The following is a 19989-nucleotide window of genomic DNA, read 5'->3' on the forward strand; positions in this document are numbered from 1 at the left end:
GCGTATCGCATGAAACTATGTTTGTAACATGGCATATAAGCAAACATCGTTCCAGTTCTTATTAAGTTCTTATTAAATTTGTAGGGATATTTTGTCGTAAACAGCAAAAATTCCAGAGTGGAATTAAGTTGGTCTGATATTTGCTTTAACCGCCTTATTCGAGGGTAAACGAGCTAAGAGTAAGGAGTGAGTGTGCCAGAACTACGTAAAGACGAATCCGTATGGCCGATAGCATTTCGACTGGTCTCTGAAGAGAAACAAATTGGTCGTTGGACGACACTTGCCTGGTCTGTAGAGGATGTATGCCTGTATGACGAAGACAAGAAAGACGATGTTGTTCAGTCTGACGACGGATACCTGCTCCCGCTTGAGCTTTACCGTGACGAGCGAACTGAATACCGCTTTAACCTGAGCTCTCAGGACCCGCATTTATTCTTTGTTTGTGAAGAAGACAACGAACAGCTCTCTCCTTTACTGGTAACGGCTGCGCAGAGTGTCGCAAGTAGTTATATGGACGGAGATTATCAGGTTCTGCATATCCAGATCCCGCTTCAGGTTCAGGCCTGGATGGAAGCTTTCATTGGTCGACATGGTGAGCTGATTGAATGTCGTCGTAAACGCGGCGGTAAAGGAAAGAAAGGGCGATCCAGTGGCAACTAATTTTTTCCAGCGTTGGTCCAGCAGAAAGTTAGCTGCTCGAGAGGAACCTAAACAGGAGCCTCTGCAAGACAAGGAGGCGGCTCAACACCTGAATGCTGAAGCTTCAAATGAAGCTGCTAATTCAAAGGAAGTGGCTGATTTTTCTGAGCAGGCAGCAGTTCAAACACCAGCAGCAGTTAACCAAATTCCTGCTGATTCTGCCCCGGATGATGAAAGTGGGCATACCGCTCCGACGTTGGAAGACGTCGATGAGGTAAGTTACGAAACCGGCGTTGCTTCTTTCATGAAGTCTGATGTTGAAAAGTCAGTAAAAAAAGCTGCATTACGTAAGTTATTTCAATCAGAAGAATTTAATTATATCAGTGACATGGATGATTGTACGGGAGATTACTCCAATCTGACCCCGTTAGATTCCAGTGTTACCAAACAGCTTCGTAACTGGATGGATGAAGTTGTTAACGATCTTGAACAAGAAGGTGAGGAAACGGAATCAGTGGAGTCAGCAGAACAGACTGAACTTGATTCTATTGATATCCATTTTGACCCTAACCAATTGATAGAAAAAGAAGCTTTTGCTTCAAAGACGCAGGAATCTTTCCCTACCTCGGCTGAGGGTGAAACATCGGAAAAAACACAGGAAGAGCAACCTGTGAAAGATGTTTAGATTGCCGAGCAAGATGAATGTGTAAACCGAAGCTAAGCACTCTGTACCAGAGCAAATCCTAAAAAAAAGCAGTCAGCCGGAGCAGATAACCCATCAAAAATCGGGTTGGGACAAAAAGGGAAAAATAACCTTATTAAAGCCCGGGACATTTTGGCGCAGTGGGAATATTTGTTTGAGACAAAATGTCCCGCTGGTAAGAGGTCAAACTGTCTCCTTCCGATTTTGGTTCCTTTTGGGTCATTTTATTCCGTGAAAAGTTGGTTCGGTTATTGCTCTTATAAAGAGTAAGAAGATACCTGTTCGGAATTTTTCCATATAAAAGCAGGACTTCGATCGGCACTGACTGACGGTGACGAGTAGACAGGAATAATAATGTTAAAAAGTACACTAGAAGCGTTTTCTGACAACCTGTTTTCAGACAAGAACGGACAAGCTCGCCAGGCCGCGATTAACGGTACGGTTGAGTTGTCTAACTTGATCCCGCCTACGGTTTCTTACGAAAGCCGTGGCAACCTACTGATCATTGGTGAGCAGGAAACAATTACAACGGCGGCAAGCCAGTTTTCAGAACTGAATTCAGTCACGCTTTTGGCTACAGAAAAAGCAGAGACAGAAAAGGCTGAAAATCTGTACTTCAGCAAAGAGGTGGCTGTGAAAGGTTACCTTGGTGCTTTTGAAGTAACTTGTCGTGTTGAAGGCGCACTTACTGATACCACCGCAAATTTGGCAAAAGTGGCTATTGGCCGTAATTGCTTTGATCTGATTGTTGATATGACAGCAGATGGCGTGGTTGCAACAGAAATTCCGGCTCCCGGTTATTACCGTGTAGGTGCAGGCAAAGGGAAACTGGCTCGTGTTATTGAAGAACTTCCGGCTATGCTGGGAACATTCGATAAGCCTAAATATTTCCGCCTGAATCCGGACAAATGTGCGCACTCATCACGTGGTGTAAGTGGTTGTGACCGTTGTGTTGATGCATGTCCTGCCGGAGCTTTGTCCAGTAATGGTCATGCAATTGAAATCAATCCATACCTTTGTCAGGGCGTTGGTACTTGTGCGATGGCATGCCCTACAGAAGCCATTACATACGCATTGCCGGATCCTGACAATACTCAGCACTTTGTTCATCGTTTACTGACTCGTTATCAGGAAGAGGGCGGAGAGACTCCGACACTTCTGTTTTACGGTAACCGTGACGAGAAAACCCTGGCCGATACGCTGACTAAACTTCCGACAACAGTCATTCCTGTTGCATTGGAAGAATTGGCAACGGTAGGTGTTGATACCTGGTTTAGTGCACTTGCTTATGGTGCCCATCAGGTGCTTCTGGCAACAAATACGGCATATATTCCTGCCACGATTGATCGTGTTCTATCTGAAGAACTGACTATTGCCCAAACTTTCCTGAGCGAACTGGGTTATGAAGCTGACCGCATTACGTTATTTAACTTTGCTGATGCTGAATCTTTCCAGGCATTTGATGCGCCTCTACTTTCTGAAGCTAAGCGTATTGAAGGTGCTAAGCGCGAAAAGCTTTTTGCTGTTCTGGAAATGCTTTATGACGCAGCCAGTCAAAAGCCTGCGTGTTCTGAACTGCCTGCTGATGCACCTTATGGTTCAGTTGAATGCCAGTCATCTGATTGTACGTTATGCATGAGCTGTGTTGCGGTTTGTCCGACTCGTGCTCTGCATGCGGTAGGTGATCGTCCGGGACTTTTGTTCATTGAACAGGATTGTGTTCAGTGCGGTATGTGTGAAAAGGCATGTCCTGAAAAAGTCATTGCCATGAAACCTGGCCTTAACTGGGATAAGGCAACACGTCAGGAAGTTCGCGTTATTCATGAAGAAGAGGCGGCTTGCTGTACAAGTTGCGGAAAACCATTTGCCCCTGCATCTATGGTGAAAATGCTGACTGAGAAGTTACAAGGTCACTCTCATTTCCAGGGCGATGCTATTCGTCGTCTGGCTATGTGTGAAGACTGCCGTGTACGAGATGTGTTTTCGAAAATCGAAAACGATCCAGAAAGCCAGCTAAGAGTGTAAGGAGCAGAAAATGGAACAGGTAACGGTGAATCAGCAACACGAACAATCACAACTTCGCGTCGAGATCTACTCCATGCTGGCACATCTGCTGCGTAAAGCACCGGATGAGAATGCCATCAACTGGCTGGCAGAACTGGATGTCGAAGACACTCAGCATCAAACCAACGAGATGGCTGCTGCCTGGCCGCTGCTTAAGCTGGCTGCGCAGAAGGCAAATCTTATCGCCCTTGAAGAAGAATATCAGGATCTGTTTATCGGTATTGGTCGTGGCGATGTGGTGCCATTTGGCTCCTGGTATCTGACAGGGTCTCTGATGGAAATGCCTCTGGCTCATCTACGACGCGATCTGGCTGTGCTTGGTTTCCAGCGGGATGAATCGGTGAAAGAGCCGGAAGATCATATTGCTGCACTGCTTGAGGTGATGGCAATGCTGGTGGAAGAGGGACAAGAGCACTTCCAGAAGACATTCTTCAACCGCCATATCGCCCCTTGGTTTGAGAAGTTCTTTGCCGATGTGAAAGCGGCTGAAAGTGCAGTGTTCTACTGTGCAGTCGGCGAGCTGGCACTGCAATTTTTAACCGTAGAGAAAACGCGTTTCCTTGAAGCAAAGTAATCTTTGTTTTCAATCGCTTTTTATTACGACGTAACTATAGAAAAACAAAATAATCGATTTCTTGCTGGTGGCTGTTGTAGCCACTTACAGAATAACGATAACGGAGCAAGCTTTAATGAGTGAGCAAAAGAAACCCAATGAAGGCCGTCGCCAACTGTTGAAAAACATTGGTCTGACTATGGCTGCTGGTGCTGTTGCTGCTGGCACAACGACTGTTGCCAATGCGGCAGGTGATAAGCCAGAAAATAAAAAAGAAACTAAAACAACCGGCTATCGCGAAACTCAGCATATTCGTGATTACTACGAAACCTTGTAAGGCGGAGCAATAAATGAAACTGACTAAACGTTCCGACAAAGTGAGCAAGGACGAAAACCAGCTAGGTATTTCTCGTCGTTCCTTCATCCGTAACTCTTCACTGGCTGCGGCTGGTGGTATTGCTGGTGCAGGCATGTTTGCACCGGGCATGATGAAAAAAGCAGAAGCAAAAACTGTTGACCCTGAAGCGCCTGTAGAAATCAAGCGTACTATCTGTTCTCACTGTTCTGTGGGCTGTGGTATTTACGCTGAAGTACAGGAAGGTGTCTGGACCGGACAAGAACCCGCTTTTGACCACCCTATTAATGCCGGTGGACACTGTGCTAAAGGTGCTGCGCTGCGTGAACACGGCCATGGTGAGCGCCGTGTGAAATACCCGATGAAGCTTGTTAACGGCAAGTGGAAGAAACTGAGCTGGGAACAGGCTCTGGACGAAATCAGTAAGAAAGCACTGAAAATCCGTGAAGAGTCCGGCCCGGATTCCGTTTACTGGCTGGGTTCAGCAAAACACAACAACGAGCAGGCTTACCTGTTCCGTAAAATGGTATCTATGTGGGGTACCAACAACGTTGACCATCAGGCGCGTATCTGTCACTCAACGACGGTTGCCGGTGTAGCAAACACCTGGGGTTACGGTGCGATGACGAACTCGCTGAACGACATGCACAACTGTAAGTCGATGCTGTTCATCGGTTCGAACGCCGCTGAAGCACACCCGGTAGCAATGCAGCACATCCTGATCGCGAAAGAGAAAAACAACTGTAAGATCGTTGTTGCTGACCCGCGTCGTACCCGTACTGCGGCGAAATCTGATCACTATGTATCTCTGCGCCCGGGCTCTGACGTTGCTTTCATCTGGGGTGTGTTGTACCACATCTTCAAAAACGGCTGGGAAGACAAAGAGTTTATCCGTCAACGCGTTTGGGGTATGGATGAAGTTCGCGCTGAAGTGGCGAAATGGACTCCTGCAGAAGTTGAGCGCGTAACCGGTGTGCCTGAAGCAGAGGTTTACCAGACTGCGAAACTGCTGTCTGAAAACCGTCCGGGCTGTGTTGTTTGGTGTATGGGTGGTACTCAGCACACCACTGGTAACAACAACACTCGTGCTTACTGTATTCTTGAGCTTGCTCTGGGCAACATGGGTAAAGCGGGCGGTGGTGCAAACATCTTCCGTGGTCACGATAACGTACAGGGTGCAACAGACTTCGGCGTTCTTTCTGACAACCTGCCTGGCTACTACGGCTTGTCTGAAGGTGCATGGAAACACTGGTCTCGCGTATGGGATGTTGATTACGAATGGTTGAAAGGTCGTTTTGACCAGGCAGATTACCGCGGTAAGAAGCCGATGAACAACGCTGGTATTCCTGTTTCTCGCTGGATCGACGGCGTATTGGAAGACAAGGCTAACATCGAGCAGAACGATAACATTCGTGCCATGTTCTACTGGGGTCACGCGGTTAACTCGCAGACTCGTGGTCCAGAAATGCGCAAAGCAATGGGCAAACTGGACATGATGGTTATCGTTGACCCATACCCAGGCGTAGCGTCTGTAATGAACGGCCGTACCGATGACGTGTACCTGCTGCCTGCATCAACTCAGTTTGAAACTACCGGTTCTGTAACGGCAACTAACCGTTCGATCCAGTGGCGTGACCAGGTTATCGAGCCTCTGTTCGAATCTAAACCTGACCACGAAATCATGTACCTGCTGACTAAGCGTCTGGGTTTTGCTGATAAGCTGTTTAAGCACATCAACGTTGAAAACAATCAGCCAGTAATCGAAGACATCACCCGTGAATTCAACAAGGGTATGTGGACTATCGGTTACACAGGTCAGAGCCCTGAGCGTATCAAAGCGCACCAGCGTAACTGGCACACTTTCAACCGCACAACGCTAGAAGCGGAAGGCGGTGAAGTAAGCGGTGAAACTTATGGTCTGCCTTGGCCATGTTGGGGTACACCTGAGATGAAACACCCGGGTACCCACATTCTTTACGATACATCGAAGCCTGTTGCTCAGGGCGGCGGTAACTTCCGTGCGCGTTTCGGTGTTCAGTACCAAGGTGAAAGCCTGCTGGCAGAAGATAGCTACTCACTTGGTTGTGAGCTGGAAGACGGCTATCCGGAATTTTCTGACAAGCTGCTGAAGCAGCTTGGTTGGTGGGATGACCTGACTGAAGAAGAAAAAGCAGCGGCTGAAGGTAAGAACTGGAAGACCGACCTTTCTGGCGGTATCCAGCGTGTTGCAATCAAGCATGGCTGTATTCCTTACGGTAACGCAAAAGCTCGTGCCAAAGTATGGACATTCCCGGATGCCGTACCTCTGCACCGTGAACCACTTTACACACCACGACGTGACCTTGTAACAGATTACCCGACATGGGATGACAGCGAATCTAAATTCCGTCTGCCAACGCTGTACAAGTCTATCCAGGAGAAAGATGTATCCGGCGAATACCCGATCATCCTGACTTCAGGCCGACTGGTTGAGTACGAAGGTGGTGGTGAAGAAACCCGTTCGAACCCGTGGCTGGCAGAACTTCAGCAGGAAATGTTTGTTGAGGTGAACCCGAAAGATGCTAACGATCTTGGATTCAAAGACGGCGACATGGTGTGGGTTGAAGGTGCCGAGAAGGGTCGCATCCACGTTAAGGCGATGGTAACTCGCCGCGTTAAGCCTGGCCTGGCATTCATTCCGTTCCACTTCGGCGGTAAGTTCCAGGGTGAAGACCTACGCGAAAGATATCCAGAAGGTTGTGATCCGTACGTAACCGGCGAATCTGCAAACATCGCAACCACGTACGGCTACGATCCTGTAACTCAGATGCAGGAAACTAAAGTAACCCTTTGTAAGATCTCTAAAGCGTAAGGAGTCATTCTGATGGCACGTATGAAATTTCTTTGTGACTCTAAACGTTGTATCGAGTGCAACGGTTGTGTTACCGCCTGTAAAAACGAAAACGATGATGCTCTTGAGTGGGGCATCCAGCGCCGCCGCGTTGTAACCCTGAACGATGGCGAGCCGGGTGAAACGTCAATCTCAGTTGCTTGTATGCACTGTACAGATGCTCCGTGTATGGCGGTTTGTCCTGCAGACTGTTTCGAGCAGACTGAAGACGGCATTGTTCGCCATAACAAAGACCTGTGTATCGGTTGTGGTTACTGCCTGTTTGCCTGTCCGTTTGGTGCACCTCAGTTCCCTAAACATGGTGCGTTCGCTGAGCGCGGTAAGATGGACAAATGTACTTTCTGTTCCGGTGGTCCGGGTGTTGAGCCTGGTTCTCTGGAAGAGAAGCAGAAATACGGTGCTAACCGTATTGCTGAAGGCAAGCTGCCGATGTGTGCATCTTTGTGTTCGACTAAAGCACTGCTGGCAGGTGATGCAGAAAAAATCTCTGCTATCTACCGCGAGCGTGTGGTAACCCGTGGTGCTAAAGAAGCTGGTTGGGCTATGTCTGAAGCACTGGATGCAGGCAAAGTACGCAAAGCGTAACTGTCTCACTTAACCAGTACCTTGGGTACTGAACGGCTTCAGCCTGATTTTAGGCTGAAGCCATGATTCATCAATACTGTTTTAAAACAGTCGGGAGTTTTAATGACTAAGCGAATTCAACGCTGGTTTACCATGCTGGTTACTGCATTCATGCTGACATTTTCGCTGTCGGCGTTAGCCAGCGATGAGACCGGTCAAAATACTGGTATTGAGCGCTTGGGTGAAACTGTGGTTCAGAAAGAAATCATTGGTTTTGCCGGTGCTGACTATTGGCGCATGGTCAAGGATGGTCAGGAAGGTTACACCACATCTCGCTCGCCGGAGCACGGTGTGCTGATTTCCGTTCCGGGACAGACATGGTTCATTCTTAAAGAGAAGTGGATGTCTCCGCTGGGCGCGCTGGCAATTTTCGGCAGCCTTGCAATGGTGGCGCTGGCTTATTTTGTTATTGGCCCACTGAAACTGAGCAAGCCGAAAACGGGCCGCAAGATCAAACGCTGGAGCCGTCTGGATCGTGCACTTCACTGGAGCATGGCATTCACTTTCCTTACGCTGGCTTTCAGTGGCCTGACACTGGTTTACGGCAAACACTTTATTAAACCTGTTGTGCCGACTGAGCTTTGGAGCTGGATCATCTATGCAGCAAAGCAGTACCACAACTACATTGGTCCTATTTTCGCCGTTCTGCTAACTGTTGTTCTGCTTAAGTGGTGGCGTAAGAGTACCTTCACCATGGTAGACGTGAAGTGGTTCATGAAAATGGGCGGCATGGTAGGTAAGTACAAAGGTACGCATCCGTCGGCAGGTTTCTCTAACGGTGGTGAAAAAGCAATCTTCTGGCTGCTGATTTTCTTCGGTGCATTTATCACTGTGAGTGGTTTTGTTCTGGACTTCCCGCTGTTCGGTCAGACTCGTCGTGATATGGAGCTGTCTAACCTTGTTCACATGCTGTCAGCACTGATCCTGATCTGTGGTTTCATCTTCCACATCTACATCGGCCTGTTCGGTATGGAAGCTGCACTGGATGGCATGATCACCGGTGAAGTAGATGAGACTTGGGCGAAAGAGCACCATGACCTGTGGTATGAAGAAGTGAAAGATCTTCCGGAAAACCAGCCGGGTTATAACGCAAAAGCTGAAGCTGAGCTAAAAGCCGAGGCCGCTAAGCAAAGCGCCTGATAACAGCTGTTGTTATTTATTGGTTTCAACGTTTGATAAAAAAGCCGGTGATTTGATTCACCGGCTTTTTAGTTTGAGCTCAGAGTCTATGCTGATTTATATTAAAGCTTAACCAGCATTTTTCCTTTATTCTTTCCCTCAAACAGACCGATAAATGCATCGGGAGCCTGCTCCAGGCCTTTGTAAACCGTTTCTTCCCATTTGATCTTGTCTTCGGCAATCCAACTTCCCATCTGTTTTGCGAATTCACCGTAGTGATCCCAGTGGTCAAATACAATAAAGCCCTGCATCTTCAATCGCTTGATAATGATTAATGACAGGTTGGAAGGACCGGGCTGAGGTTCGGTAGCATTGTACTGAGAAATCAGGCCACAGACGGCAATACGGCCGTTTTGGTTCATGTTATTCAGCGCAGCTTCCAAATGTTCGCCACCGACGTTCTCAAAATATACGTCAATGCCTTCCGGTGCGACTTCAGCCAGTGCCTGGCTCAGGTTTTCAGTCGTTTTGTAGTTAATCACGGCATCCACACCAAGCTCTTTCAGCAATGAAGCTTTTTCATCAGAACCGACAGAGCCAATAACCTTGCAGCCATGCATTTTGGCGATTTGACATGCAACACTGCCAACGGCACCTGAGGCGGCGGAGACAAAGACAGTGTCAGTCGGTTTCAGCTCAGCAACACGGAATAGTCCGGCCCATGCTGTCATGCCCGGCATTCCCATAATGCCCAGAAAACTTTGCAGTGGCAGCTCAGTGCGGGGCAGGAGAGTCAGGCCTTCGCCATTACTTACAAAGTGGCTGCGCCAGCCCATCATGCTGCTGACATGGCTCCCAACAGGGAAGGCCGGGTTTTTAGATTCAATGACTTCACCGATAGCGCCACCTTCTAACGCTTTGCCAACCTGGAATGGTGGAATATAGCTTTCACGATCAATCATGCGCCCACGCATGTAGGGGTCAACGGACATCCAAAGGTTTTTTACCAATATGTCTCCTTCACTGATTTCGTTCAGTGAAATGGTTACGGTTTCGAAATCATCTGTAGTCGGAATACCCGCTGGGCGTGATTTGAGCTGAATCTCTGTGCTGTTCATGAGGTTATTTTCTCCTGCCAATTCGTTTGTTTGTTGAGCATTATTGAAAACAGGTTTGCGCAAAACATTTGTGCGCAAACTAATTTGTTTTTTTACTTTATCGGGGGCAAAGGAGAGATGCAATAACTTTGTGAGAAAACATTTTGTGCGCAAGGTATTTTTTGTGATCGGATTTCAAGTTAGACTAGAGGGGTTTTTCAATTAAGCTGCTAAAAATATGACTCAGAAGTTATCAGATAATGTGTGTTTCGCTCTGTATACGGCAACCAATGCGCTTGTTCGGGCATACAGACCACTACTGGATGAGTTTGACCTGACTTACCCTCAATACCTGGTGATGCAGTCGCTTTGGTATAATAATGACGTTAGTTTGAAAGAAGTTTCCCATGATACCCGGCTGGACTCTGGTACTTTAACGCCGATAGTGAAGCGACTGGAGCAGAAGGGTTTTTTAACGCGTAGGGTGTCAGAAGTTGATGAACGCAAGAAAGTCATTTCGCTGACAGAAGAGGGGGCCGAGCTGCGCGAAAAAGCCAAGTCCCTGCGTGACAAGTTAGAAGCCAAATCGAATATGGCTGCGGAAGATGTTGAGTTACTGCGTCGTTTGTGTCTGGAACTTGCCGCAAACTTGCAGTAAGTGGTTATAAATCTGCAATAAAGATACACAATCTATATTGGTGGTGAACTAAGGCTTTAGAAGCTAAATTTTAATGCACTATAACTTTTATATTTAAAACAAAAAAACATTACAAATACATATAAAAATAAGAAAAGCCGGAACTCAAATAGACCGGCTTTATCAGGGCTGTATTCTGGCAGAGGTGATCGTTTTTTAGCTGAACACTCTCTGAAGAATTAGTCTTCCTCAGTGTTTGTTTGAGCTGTCAGGCTGTTGTCTCTTTCTTGCAAAATACGAGCGACATTTTCTGCATCTGGCATTCGGTATAAGCCCTGGTTGTAAGCCATCGAGCCCCATAGCGCATTGGCCTTAGCAACTTTCTTTTGCATATCAGTCGCTTCTTCCGGGGTGATTTCTTTGGTATCAAAATCATAGTGGTAGCCACGTGGTTGCTTTTCAGGAGAAAGGACTACCAGCTTGTCTCGGGTTAGGTAACCGAAGTTTTTATCAAACTGCATCATGGCCCGTTCAAACTCTGGAGCCAGAGGTTTTGTCATGTCATGTCCGAGCATGGGCGATACACTTCGAATACCAATTAGCGACATCAAAGTGGCTGGCATGTCAGTGTTGCTGACGATGCGGTTGTCTTGACGTGGTTGAATATCTTTACCCAAAATAATTGCAGGAATATGGAAATGTTTTACCGGTACTAGTTTTGTTCCGTATACGCGTGCGTCATGGTCTGCAATAACAATGAAGACAGTGTTATCCCAGTAATCGGATTGTTTTGCTTTTTTAAAGAACTCACCGAGAGCATAGTCCGCATACTTTACTGCATTATTACGGGTTTGCTTGTCAGCATCGTATTGTTCTATGCGGCCGTCAGGGTATTCAAACGGACTGTGATTTGATGAGGTAAATACCAGGCTGAAGAAAGGCTTGTCGCTTCTACTTAGTTGAGTGAATTGCTTATGAGCCATGTTATACAGGTCTTCATCTGACGCTCCCCATGAACCTTTGAACACTGGGTTCTCATAGTCATTTTCATCAATAATGCTCTGGAAGCCATTACCCAAGAAGAAGCTCTTCATATTATCGAAGTGGCTTTCACCTCCGTAGATAAATTGGGTGTGGTAGTTTTGTTGTCCAAGTAGCTCGGCGATAGTGAAGAAGTTCGTCTGGCTCTTACTCAGCTTAACAACCGCACGGGATGGTGTTGGCGAGAAACCCGTTGTGATCGCTTCGATACCACGTACAGAGCGCGTACCCGTGGCGTACATTTGGGTGAAGTTCCAACCTTCCTTCATCAGCTCATCGAGATTTGGAGTAAGGGGAAGTCCGCCTAAGCTACCGACAAAACGGGCACCCAGGCTTTCTTGAAGCAGAATAACCAGGTTTTTCTTTTTGCCGGTATAGCTTGGTTCATTGACGTTCAGAGTCGGATACTCTTCTGAGATAAATTCTCCGGTTTTACCTGAAGACTGACGCACAAGGTCAATGATCTCTTGTTTAGGCATAGTTCCGTAGAATTTGGTTGCGCTCTTCTCTGAAGACATGTTTTTAATGGCAAAGAACAGCGAATAAGAAGAGTTGAGGGTAAGGTCATTAACCAGTGGATCGCTAGAAAAAGCAACCATAGAAGGGTTGAGTGGGCGGTGACCAAGAGACGAACGGGCTCCCATAATGCCGACAACAACAACTAGCAGGGCCATTAGCGGGCGCCAGTACCATTTTGTGACAGACATTTGCTTAACGGCATAATCGCCAAACTTCCAGCCAAGAAACAGGGTAAGAAGAGAACCAATCAATCCGATTGCCAATTCAAGCTTATAACCGACCCAAAGCATGCTGAAAACTTCTTTCGGATAAATCAGATATTCAACAAAAAGGCGATTTGGTCGTAAGTCATATTCCATGATGAAAGACGGTGTTGCTAGTTCCATATACACCATCAACCATAGACCACCGACTAACCATACACGAAGTACAAACCGCCAAATTTTGCCGAAGATACCGGCCTGAGGTAGCAGAGTCGCCAGCATTGCAGGCAATATAAGTAACCAGCAAAGTGTTGCAATATCTACCCGCAACCCCTGAAGCAGTATTGTTAGCCAGCCATCAGCATCAGATACTCGATCAGCATGCCATATTGCCAGGGATAGGCGGGATAGCGTCAGGAGAGACAGCGCAAGAAGGCTGAAAATCAAGAACGGGAAAAGGGGTCCTTTCCTATTATTAGTCATAATGAAGTTTAATTATTTATTGATTTATAAGGGCATGTGATTTTATGCATGCAATAAGCGGTATAAAACACCGTTTCTGTATGCGGAATGTATGGCTATGTCCGTTGCACAAGACATTTGTTGAATAAGTTTTGGGAGAGCGGTGTCAAAAGAAAGTTATAGTTATGCTTTACGACTAAGGTATGATCCTTAGTGCTTTATAACCATCTAAAATCAATGGTATAACTAAGGGATTCACCCTATATAACAGGGACTATGTGTATGCTTTTTCCTTACAAAAATATTGTCGTTCTGACCGGTGCGGGCATTTCTGCCGAATCCGGTATCAGTACTTTTCGTGATCAAGATGGGCTTTGGGAAAATCACCGCATCGAGGATGTTGCGACCCCTGAAGGATATCGACGCAACCCGGCTTTAGTTCAGAATTTCTATAACCAGCGCCGACAGCAGCTTGAAGGAGGTACTGTTGACCCTAATGCCGCTCATTTGGCGTTAGCCCGACTGGAGAAGGAGCTTGATGGCAAGGTGACGATTGTTACTCAAAACATTGATAACCTCCACGAAAAAGCCGGCAGTCAGAATGTCATTCACATGCATGGTGAGTTGCTGAAAGCTCAGTGCAGTCATTCCGGGCAGGCGGTTGAATGGAGTGGGGATATTTCACTGGAAGACCATTGCCATTGTTGTCAGATTCCGGCGCCGTTGCGTCCGAATGTTGTCTGGTTCGGCGAAATGCCGATTGGCATGGATCGTATTCATGATGCATTGGTGAAGGCGGACTTGTTTGTTTCTATCGGTACATCCGGTGCTGTTTATCCGGCAGCAGGATTTGTTCATGAAGCTGCGATGCACGGTGCTCACACGATTGAGTTGAACCTGGAACCGAGTGAAGTTGAAAATGAGTTTGCTGAAAAGCGTTACGGCATGGCGTCGGTCATTGTGCCTCAGTTTGTTGAAGAAATTCTTGAGTAACAACCCTGATGCTCGGTATTAGGTTGGATTTAAATCGTATTCACATCTGAACTGTAAAAAAGCCTCGCAGTTGCGAGGCTTTTGTCATTTCATTGGTTACTTTTACTGATTACTGACCAGCTTTCAGCTTCTGGTAGTACTCTTCGTAAATAGTGTTCGCAGAGCCTACGCTGTCTTGCCATTCACCTGCATCCATCACATCTTGTGGCGGGTAGATGTTTGGATCGTTTACAAACTCAGCAGGAAGTAGCTTCTTAGCAGAACCAACTGGAGTTGGGTAGCCGATTTCCATCGCAATCTTAGCGGCGTTTTCCGGACGAAGCAGGAAATCGATCATCTTGTGTGCAGCGTCGACGTTTTTAGCCGTTGCTGGGATAGAGATGCTGTCCATCCAGAAGATAGCGCCTTCTTTTGGCCACACGATTTCAATTGGAGCGCCTTCCTGACGAGCCATGTACGCAGAACCATTCCAAAGCATACCCAGTGAAGTTTCACCTGCCATGTATGGGTTAGCAGGGTAGTCTGAGTTGAATACCAGTACGTTTGGCATCAGTTTCTTCAGTTCTTCGTAAGCTGCTTTTAGTTCAGCAGGATTTTTAGTGTTTGCTGAGTAGCCAAGTTTACGCAGAGCGATGTGGAAAAACTCACGAGCGTCATCCATCATCATCAGCTGGCCTTCCCACTTAGAATCCCAAAGGTCAGCCCAAGAGTTGATTTCAGCTTTGTCCATCATCTCGGTGTTTACACCGATACCGGTTGCACCCCAGATGTATGGGATAGAGTAGTCGTTCTTAGGATCGAATGACTTGTGCAGGAAGTTAGGATCCAGATCTTTGTAGTGAGATAGTTTGGAGTGATCAATCTTCTGCAGCATGCCTTCATCACGCATCTTAGATACGTAATAAGTTGAAGGAACTACCAGGTCGTAACCAGAACCATGTGTTTTAAGCTTGGCATACATGGTTTCGTTAGACTCGTAAGTAGAGTAGATAACCTTGATACCGGTTTCTTTAGTAAACTGCTCTAAAACTTCGTTAGGAATGTATTCAGACCAGTTGTAGAAATACAGCTCTTCATCTGCAGCAGTTGCCATGTTTGAGAACATTGCCATTGCGCAAACACCACCGGCCACCAAAGAAGACCATTTTTTCATTTTTATGTGCTCCAAAAAATCAGGATAAATTGAGATTTATCTCCAGCAATCGTACTCAATACGTTGCGTATCAAGTATTTTCGCTGCTCCTACACTAAAAAAGCAATATAGACGTTAAAAATTCGTCTTATTGCTTTTATATATGATTATAAAATATAAAAATTAAGTCAGAATTATAGCAGAGAGGGATATAAGAAAGGCAACCAAAAGTGATTTGATTGCCTTAAATGGAGGTTTACTGAACAATTGTATAAGTAAACTTACTTAATTTTTTCTCTGGCCAGTAACTGAGAGCAGATTACCAGGAACAGGGAAACGATCAGCATAATTGTTGCTAGCGCATTCACTTCCGGTGAAATACCTACTTTAACCATTGAGTAAATCTTAAGTGGCAGGATTTCATAAGCCGGGCCTGTTACGAATGAACTAACAATTACGTCATCCAGAGACAGAGTAAAGCTTAACAGCCAACCTGCAGCCACAGCTGGTTTTGCCAGTGGCAGGATAATTTGTTTCAGAATTACCCATTCACTTGCACCCAAATCGCGGGCAGCTTCCAGCATCTTCACATCAAACCCTTTCAGGCGGCTGTATACAGTTACAACCACAAAAGGCAGACAGAAAGTGATGTGGGAAAGAAGCAGGGTTAAAAAGCCCAGCTCAGCACCCAGTAGAATGAACAGCGCCAGCAGTGAGATTGCCATTACGATATCTGGCGACATCATTACGACAAACAGCATGCCATTAACAAAGCTCTTTCCACGGAATTGGTAACGGAACAGGGCAACAGCTGTCAGGCTGCCGATAATCGCAGCAGCAGTTGCAGAGAACACAGCAATATTAAGTGAGTGCCATGCTGCCTGCATCAGACTGTCGTTGTTTACCAGCTGCTCATACCATTTCGTTGTGAAGCCACCCCATTTCATACCAAATTTGCTGGCATTAAATGAGTTCACAATCAGAATAATAATCGGCGTATACAGGAAGGCATACACCACAGTCATCAGACTGAACTTAAATACGCGTCCCATTATTCCAGCTCCACCTTACGGTTAAGTAACTTACCGGCACGGTAGTAAGCAAACAGCATGATCGCCATAGCAACAGTCAGTGCAATACTAGTTGCGGCACCAAACGGCCAGTCTCGTGCATTCAGCACCTGGCTCTTGATTACGTTACCAATCAGCAGGTTCTTCGCACCACCCAGCAGGTCGGACACATAGAACATACCTAACGCAGGAAGCAGTACAAGAAGGCTGCCTGCGATAATGCCTGGCATTGTCAGTGGCAGAATCACTTTAACAAACGTCTGGAATTTGCTGGCGCCAAGGTCTCGAGCTGCTTCAATGTATGTGTGATCCAGCTTTTCAATTGCTGAGTACAATGGCAGCACCATAAATGGCAACAGAATGTATACCAGACCAACCATTACCGCGTACTCGGTGTACATAATGCGTATTGGCTTATCTATGATGTCCAGGTACAGAAGGGCATTATTGAAAACACCACGGGTACCCAGCATGATTTTCAGGCCGTATGTACGGATCAGTGAGTTAGTCCAGAACGGAACAATAACCAGAAACAACATAAACGGACGCCATTTCTCCGGCATTTTGGCAATGCCGTAAGCAAACGGGTAACCGATCAACAGGCAAAGTAGGGTAGCCACCATCGCCATATAGAACGAGTGGCCCATGACCTTTGCGTATAGAGGATCAAACAACCGGACATAGTTATCCAGTGTGAATGTCATTTCGATCAGGTTTGCATCATCCCGGGTCAGGAAACTGGTGCCGATGATCATCAGGTTAGGCATAAATACAAACAGCACCAGCCAGCTGACAATTACCGTGATGATGATGTTCTGAAGATTAAGCTTCTTGTTCATCTGCAAGTACCACTTCCCAACTTTCAACCCAGGTAACGGCAACTTTCTGATCCAGAGAGTGGTCTACATCAGGATCATCTTCGTTGAAGAATTCGCTAACCATTACAGAAGTACCTGATTCCAGCTCAACAACGGAATCCAGAGTCATACCTTTATAGGTACGTTCACGGACATAGCCGATAATACCGTTGGCACTTTCACCATTGTTGATCTCTTCCAGACGGATATCTTCAGGACGAAGCAGTACTTTAACTTTATCGCCTTGCTTCACTGGTAGTTTACAGTGAATCAGAGAAGAACGGCCTTCAACGTCAGCCAGAACACGGCTTTCATCCAGACGCTCTTTAACAACGGCATCAAAGACATTGATTTCACCGATGAAGCGAGCAACAAACAGATTAGATGGCTCTTCGTAGATTTCACGAGGTGAACCGTCTTGTTCAACGTAACCGTCACGCATAACGATAATGCGGTCAGACATTGATAGGGCTTCTTCCTGATCGTGAGTAACGAAAATAAAAGTAATGCCAAGTTTTCGTTGCAGCTGTTTTAGTTCAATCTGCATCTGCTTACGCAGCTTGTAATCAAGGGCAGACAGAGATTCGTCCAGCAGCAGAACTTTAGGCTTGTTTACTACAGCACGGGCAATGGCAACGCGCTGTTGCTGACCGCCAGAAAGCTGGTGAGGCTTACGTGATGCGTACGAGTCAAGCTGAACCATGCGAAGGGCTTCCATAACGCGTGGTTCAATTTCGCTGTCTGCGACTTTTTGCATCCGTAAACCGAACGCTACGTTGTCGAACACCGTCATATGAGGGAAAAGCGCGTAACTTTGGAATACTGTATTCACGTTACGTTGTTCGGCAGGAATGTCAGTTACGTTGTCACTGGCAATAATTACCTGACCTGAGTCAGCATTTTCAAAACCTGCAATCAAGCGTAGTACTGTGGTTTTTCCGCAACCAGATGGGCCCAGGATGGTAAGGAATTCACCATCATTTACATCCAAGTCCAGACCAGTGATGATTTGTTTGCCGTCAAAGCTTTTGTTCAGCCCTTTCAGCTGAATCACTGGTGTTTTAGTTGTTTCTGTAGCGTTCAATTCTACGTTATCTCCACCTTGGGGGGCATGATTTCATCCCCACTTCTTGGGTAAATTCAGGAGGCGCATAATAGACGCCAAACCATGTAAATTAAAGCGGTTTTCGTGGTTTTTTTCGTTCTCGTGTTCCCTTTGGTTATTTTGCACCTAACAAATGGTAATCGTAACCTCTGTACTACTGTTTTTTGCTCAGGGTTACAGAGAAAAATCCGTTTTTGCTATCTATGTAAAAGTCAGGTCAATGACAACCAAAAATCATAGGTTTGATGGCATTTTGAACACTTTATTCTGACAGGATTTTTATCTGGCCTTCAGCTGACGTACAATCACGCTACTGTGACTATGAATAATTGATGAAATCAGAATGAACAATAAAACATTCCATGTCGGTGGCTCGATAGATAAGGCTATGAAAGGTGCTTGTGAACTACAGGCTGTGGCTGTGCTTCAGGAAGCCTGGAAAATAACAGCGAAGAACTTTCTGTCTTTCTTCCCTGCGATTTTCGGTTTATTTCTGGCTCAGGTTGCTTTGTTGCTGGTTGGGTTGCAGGTTCAGCTCGGTGACGCTTCTGTCTTTTTTGATGCCATTATTAACGGTGGGGAAATCTCTGCGGAAATCGTTGAGGCCGGGTATATGGCAAACTTCTGGTCAGATGTATTGAGTGCGCCGCTGTATGTTGGTGTAAGTCTCATGGCGCTGAACCATGCTGTTGGTCTTCCAACCAGGCCAAGTCACTTGGTTAAAGGATTCCCGTTCACTCTGGTATCTATCATTACTATGCTTTTGACATCGTCAATTCAGGGGGTTGGTAACGCGATTTTCCCACTGATTGGCTTGTTCCTTTCTATGGCATTCAGTTTTGCCATTATTCTGGTTTGTGAAAAGCGAACCACACCACTAAAAGCTATTCAGTATTCATTGATCGCCACAGTTAAGAAGTTGATGCCGATGACGGCTATTTATCTTGTTGTGATGATCATGTTCTTTTTCTCTTTTGCAATGGCCGGGATCGGCCTGATCTGGACAATTCCATTCTTTTTCAATGTTAAAGGGATTATTTACCGAAACCTGTTCGGTATCACTCTTCAGGTAACAACGATGAAGAAGGGTAGCGACGACCATCAAAATAAGAAAGACGACAAGGTTTTTGACGCGTGATAAAAACAACAAAAAAATTTGCTTTTCTATTATTGCTTAGTGGACTAACGGCGTGTGGTGAAACGCCAGTAGAAGACAAAACACACAACGGTGACGAAGGAGTAACACAACAGGCAGAAAAACGACCGGACTTTCGGGCGATCAAGGATGTGGCTCAGAAGAAAGCGGCTTTTTTTGATTTTCTGCGGCCAGCAGTTGAACATGAAAACCAGCGAGTTGAGCGTGAGCGTCAGTTCCTGCTTGAACTGGAGGGTAAGTTCAAATCCGGTGCAAATATTGACAGCGAGTCTTTGGCTTATGCGTCAAAACTGGGAAGAGTGTATCAGGTGACCCTGAATGGTGACGCTGTCACACCAGGGTGGTTTGATGAAATGTTAAAGCGTGTGGATGTGCTGCCGGAAGAACTGGTTCTAAGTCAGGCCGCCAATGAATCTGGCTGGGGTACGTCACGCTTTGCTGTTGAAGGTAATAACTATTTTGGTCAGTGGTGTTATCGTAAGGGATGCGGTTTGGTTCCTTCTGCCAGAACATCGGGCGCAACACATGAAGTTGCTGTTTTTGATTCTGCTTATTTGTCGGTTCAAGCATATTTTATGAATGTAAACCGAAACCGTGCTTATACAGATCTTCGTGATATTCGCGCTGCGCAACGAGCGGCCGGTGAGCTGATTGATGGTGCGAAGTTAGCAGAAGGACTGAGTCGTTATTCGGAGCGTGGTCATGCTTATGTTGATGAGATTCAGGCGATGATCATGCATAACAATAAGTATTGGCGCCAAGGATAAAGG

Annotated in this window: 18 protein-coding genes; 12 read left to right on the forward strand and 6 right to left on the reverse strand. The window is 46.3% G+C overall.

Translation table 11 applies throughout. The annotated features are described in order from the left end of the window. The first annotated feature begins 192 nt into the window (after positions 1–192). The 8 genes from C942_RS21940 (at position 193) to C942_RS21975 (ending at position 8968) form a co-directional block, all read left to right on the forward strand. Entirely contained in the window at positions 193–660 is a 468-nt protein-coding gene (locus tag C942_RS21940) for a DUF3305 domain-containing protein (protein ID WP_007470473.1), read from the forward strand. Then, complete coding sequence (locus tag C942_RS21945) at positions 650–1324, forward strand: DUF3306 domain-containing protein (protein ID WP_007470475.1); 675 nt, start codon at positions 650–652, stop codon at positions 1322–1324. The genes C942_RS21940 and C942_RS21945 overlap by 11 nt, the downstream gene beginning before the upstream one ends. A gap of 372 nt (positions 1325–1696) precedes the next feature. Further along, positions 1697–3367, forward strand: coding sequence for a 4Fe-4S dicluster domain-containing protein (locus tag C942_RS21950; RefSeq protein ID WP_007470477.1), 1671 nt, complete (start codon positions 1697–1699; stop codon positions 3365–3367). 10 nt (positions 3368–3377) lie between these two features. Further along, positions 3378–3980 (forward strand): TorD/DmsD family molecular chaperone, encoded by a 603-nt coding sequence (locus C942_RS21955; RefSeq protein WP_007470479.1) that lies wholly within the window; start codon positions 3378–3380, stop codon positions 3978–3980. Positions 3981–4095: 115 nt separating this feature from the next. Next, positions 4096–4296: a formate dehydrogenase gene (locus tag C942_RS21960; protein WP_007470482.1), complete on the forward strand. Its 201-nt coding sequence runs from the start codon at positions 4096–4098 to the stop codon at positions 4294–4296. Positions 4297–4309: 13 nt separating this feature from the next. Next, positions 4310–7165: a formate dehydrogenase subunit alpha gene (locus C942_RS21965; protein WP_007470484.1), complete on the forward strand. Its 2856-nt coding sequence runs from the start codon at positions 4310–4312 to the stop codon at positions 7163–7165. A 12-nt stretch (positions 7166–7177) separates the two neighbouring features. After that, the gene (gene fdh3B / locus C942_RS21970) at positions 7178–7789 is read left to right on the forward strand and encodes a formate dehydrogenase FDH3 subunit beta (RefSeq protein WP_007470486.1); all 612 of its coding nucleotides are present in this window, start codon (positions 7178–7180) and stop codon (positions 7787–7789) included. A gap of 102 nt (positions 7790–7891) precedes the next feature. Next, on the forward strand, positions 7892–8968 hold the full coding sequence (locus C942_RS21975; RefSeq protein ID WP_007470488.1) for a formate dehydrogenase subunit gamma: 1077 nt from the start codon (positions 7892–7894) through the stop codon (positions 8966–8968). Positions 8969–9069: 101 nt separating this feature from the next. Here the strand turns inward: C942_RS21975 and C942_RS21980 are convergent, their stop codons facing one another. After that, entirely contained in the window at positions 9070–10065 is a 996-nt protein-coding gene (locus tag C942_RS21980) for an NADP-dependent oxidoreductase (RefSeq protein ID WP_007470490.1), read from the reverse strand. A gap of 217 nt (positions 10066–10282) precedes the next feature. On the opposite strand from C942_RS21980, the gene C942_RS21985 reads away from it, so the two are divergent. Further along, the gene (locus C942_RS21985) at positions 10283–10702 is read left to right on the forward strand and encodes a MarR family winged helix-turn-helix transcriptional regulator (protein WP_007470492.1); all 420 of its coding nucleotides are present in this window, start codon (positions 10283–10285) and stop codon (positions 10700–10702) included. 218 nt (positions 10703–10920) lie between these two features. Here C942_RS21985 and C942_RS21990 read toward each other — a convergent pair whose 3' ends face one another. Continuing rightward, positions 10921–12927: an LTA synthase family protein gene (locus tag C942_RS21990; RefSeq protein ID WP_051035890.1), complete on the reverse strand. Its 2007-nt coding sequence runs from the start codon at positions 12925–12927 to the stop codon at positions 10921–10923. Between the two features lie 261 nt (positions 12928–13188). On the opposite strand from C942_RS21990, the gene cobB reads away from it, so the two are divergent. Further along, positions 13189–13899 carry a Sir2 family NAD+-dependent deacetylase gene (gene cobB / locus C942_RS21995; RefSeq protein ID WP_007470496.1) on the forward strand — a complete coding sequence of 237 codons (711 nt, stop codon included), beginning with the start codon at positions 13189–13191 and terminating at the stop codon, positions 13897–13899. Positions 13900–14008: 109 nt separating this feature from the next. On the opposite strand, the gene C942_RS22000 is transcribed toward cobB, so the two are convergent. The 4 genes from C942_RS22000 to potA all read right to left on the reverse strand — a co-directional run bounded on the left by C942_RS22000 (position 14009) and on the right by potA (position 18042). Continuing rightward, a complete protein-coding gene (locus C942_RS22000) occupies positions 14009–15052 on the reverse strand; it encodes an extracellular solute-binding protein (protein WP_007470498.1) in 1044 nt (347 codons plus the stop codon). A 260-nt stretch (positions 15053–15312) separates the two neighbouring features. Further along, positions 15313–16083, reverse strand: a complete 771-nt coding sequence (gene potC / locus C942_RS22005; RefSeq protein WP_007470501.1) for a spermidine/putrescine ABC transporter permease PotC — start codon at positions 16081–16083, stop codon at positions 15313–15315. Then, positions 16083–16940: a spermidine/putrescine ABC transporter permease PotB gene (potB, locus tag C942_RS22010; RefSeq protein WP_007470503.1), complete on the reverse strand. Its 858-nt coding sequence runs from the start codon at positions 16938–16940 to the stop codon at positions 16083–16085. Before potB ends, potC begins: the two co-directional genes overlap by 1 nt. Beyond that, positions 16924–18042, reverse strand: a complete 1119-nt coding sequence (gene potA, locus C942_RS22015; protein ID WP_007470512.1) for a spermidine/putrescine ABC transporter ATP-binding protein PotA — start codon at positions 18040–18042, stop codon at positions 16924–16926. Before potA ends, potB begins: the two co-directional genes overlap by 17 nt. 364 nt (positions 18043–18406) lie before the next feature. On the opposite strand from potA, the gene C942_RS22020 reads away from it, so the two are divergent. After that, positions 18407–19201, forward strand: a complete 795-nt coding sequence (locus C942_RS22020) for a DUF2189 domain-containing protein (RefSeq protein WP_007470513.1) — start codon at positions 18407–18409, stop codon at positions 19199–19201. Further along, positions 19198–19986: a glucosaminidase domain-containing protein gene (locus C942_RS22025; protein WP_007470514.1), complete on the forward strand. Its 789-nt coding sequence runs from the start codon at positions 19198–19200 to the stop codon at positions 19984–19986. Before C942_RS22020 ends, C942_RS22025 begins: the two co-directional genes overlap by 4 nt. Positions 19987–19989: the final 3 nt, after the last annotated feature.

Origin of the sequence: Photobacterium marinum, assembly GCF_000331515.1 — a bacterium.
Classification (GTDB): Bacteria; Pseudomonadota; Gammaproteobacteria; order Enterobacterales; family Vibrionaceae; genus Photobacterium; species Photobacterium marinum.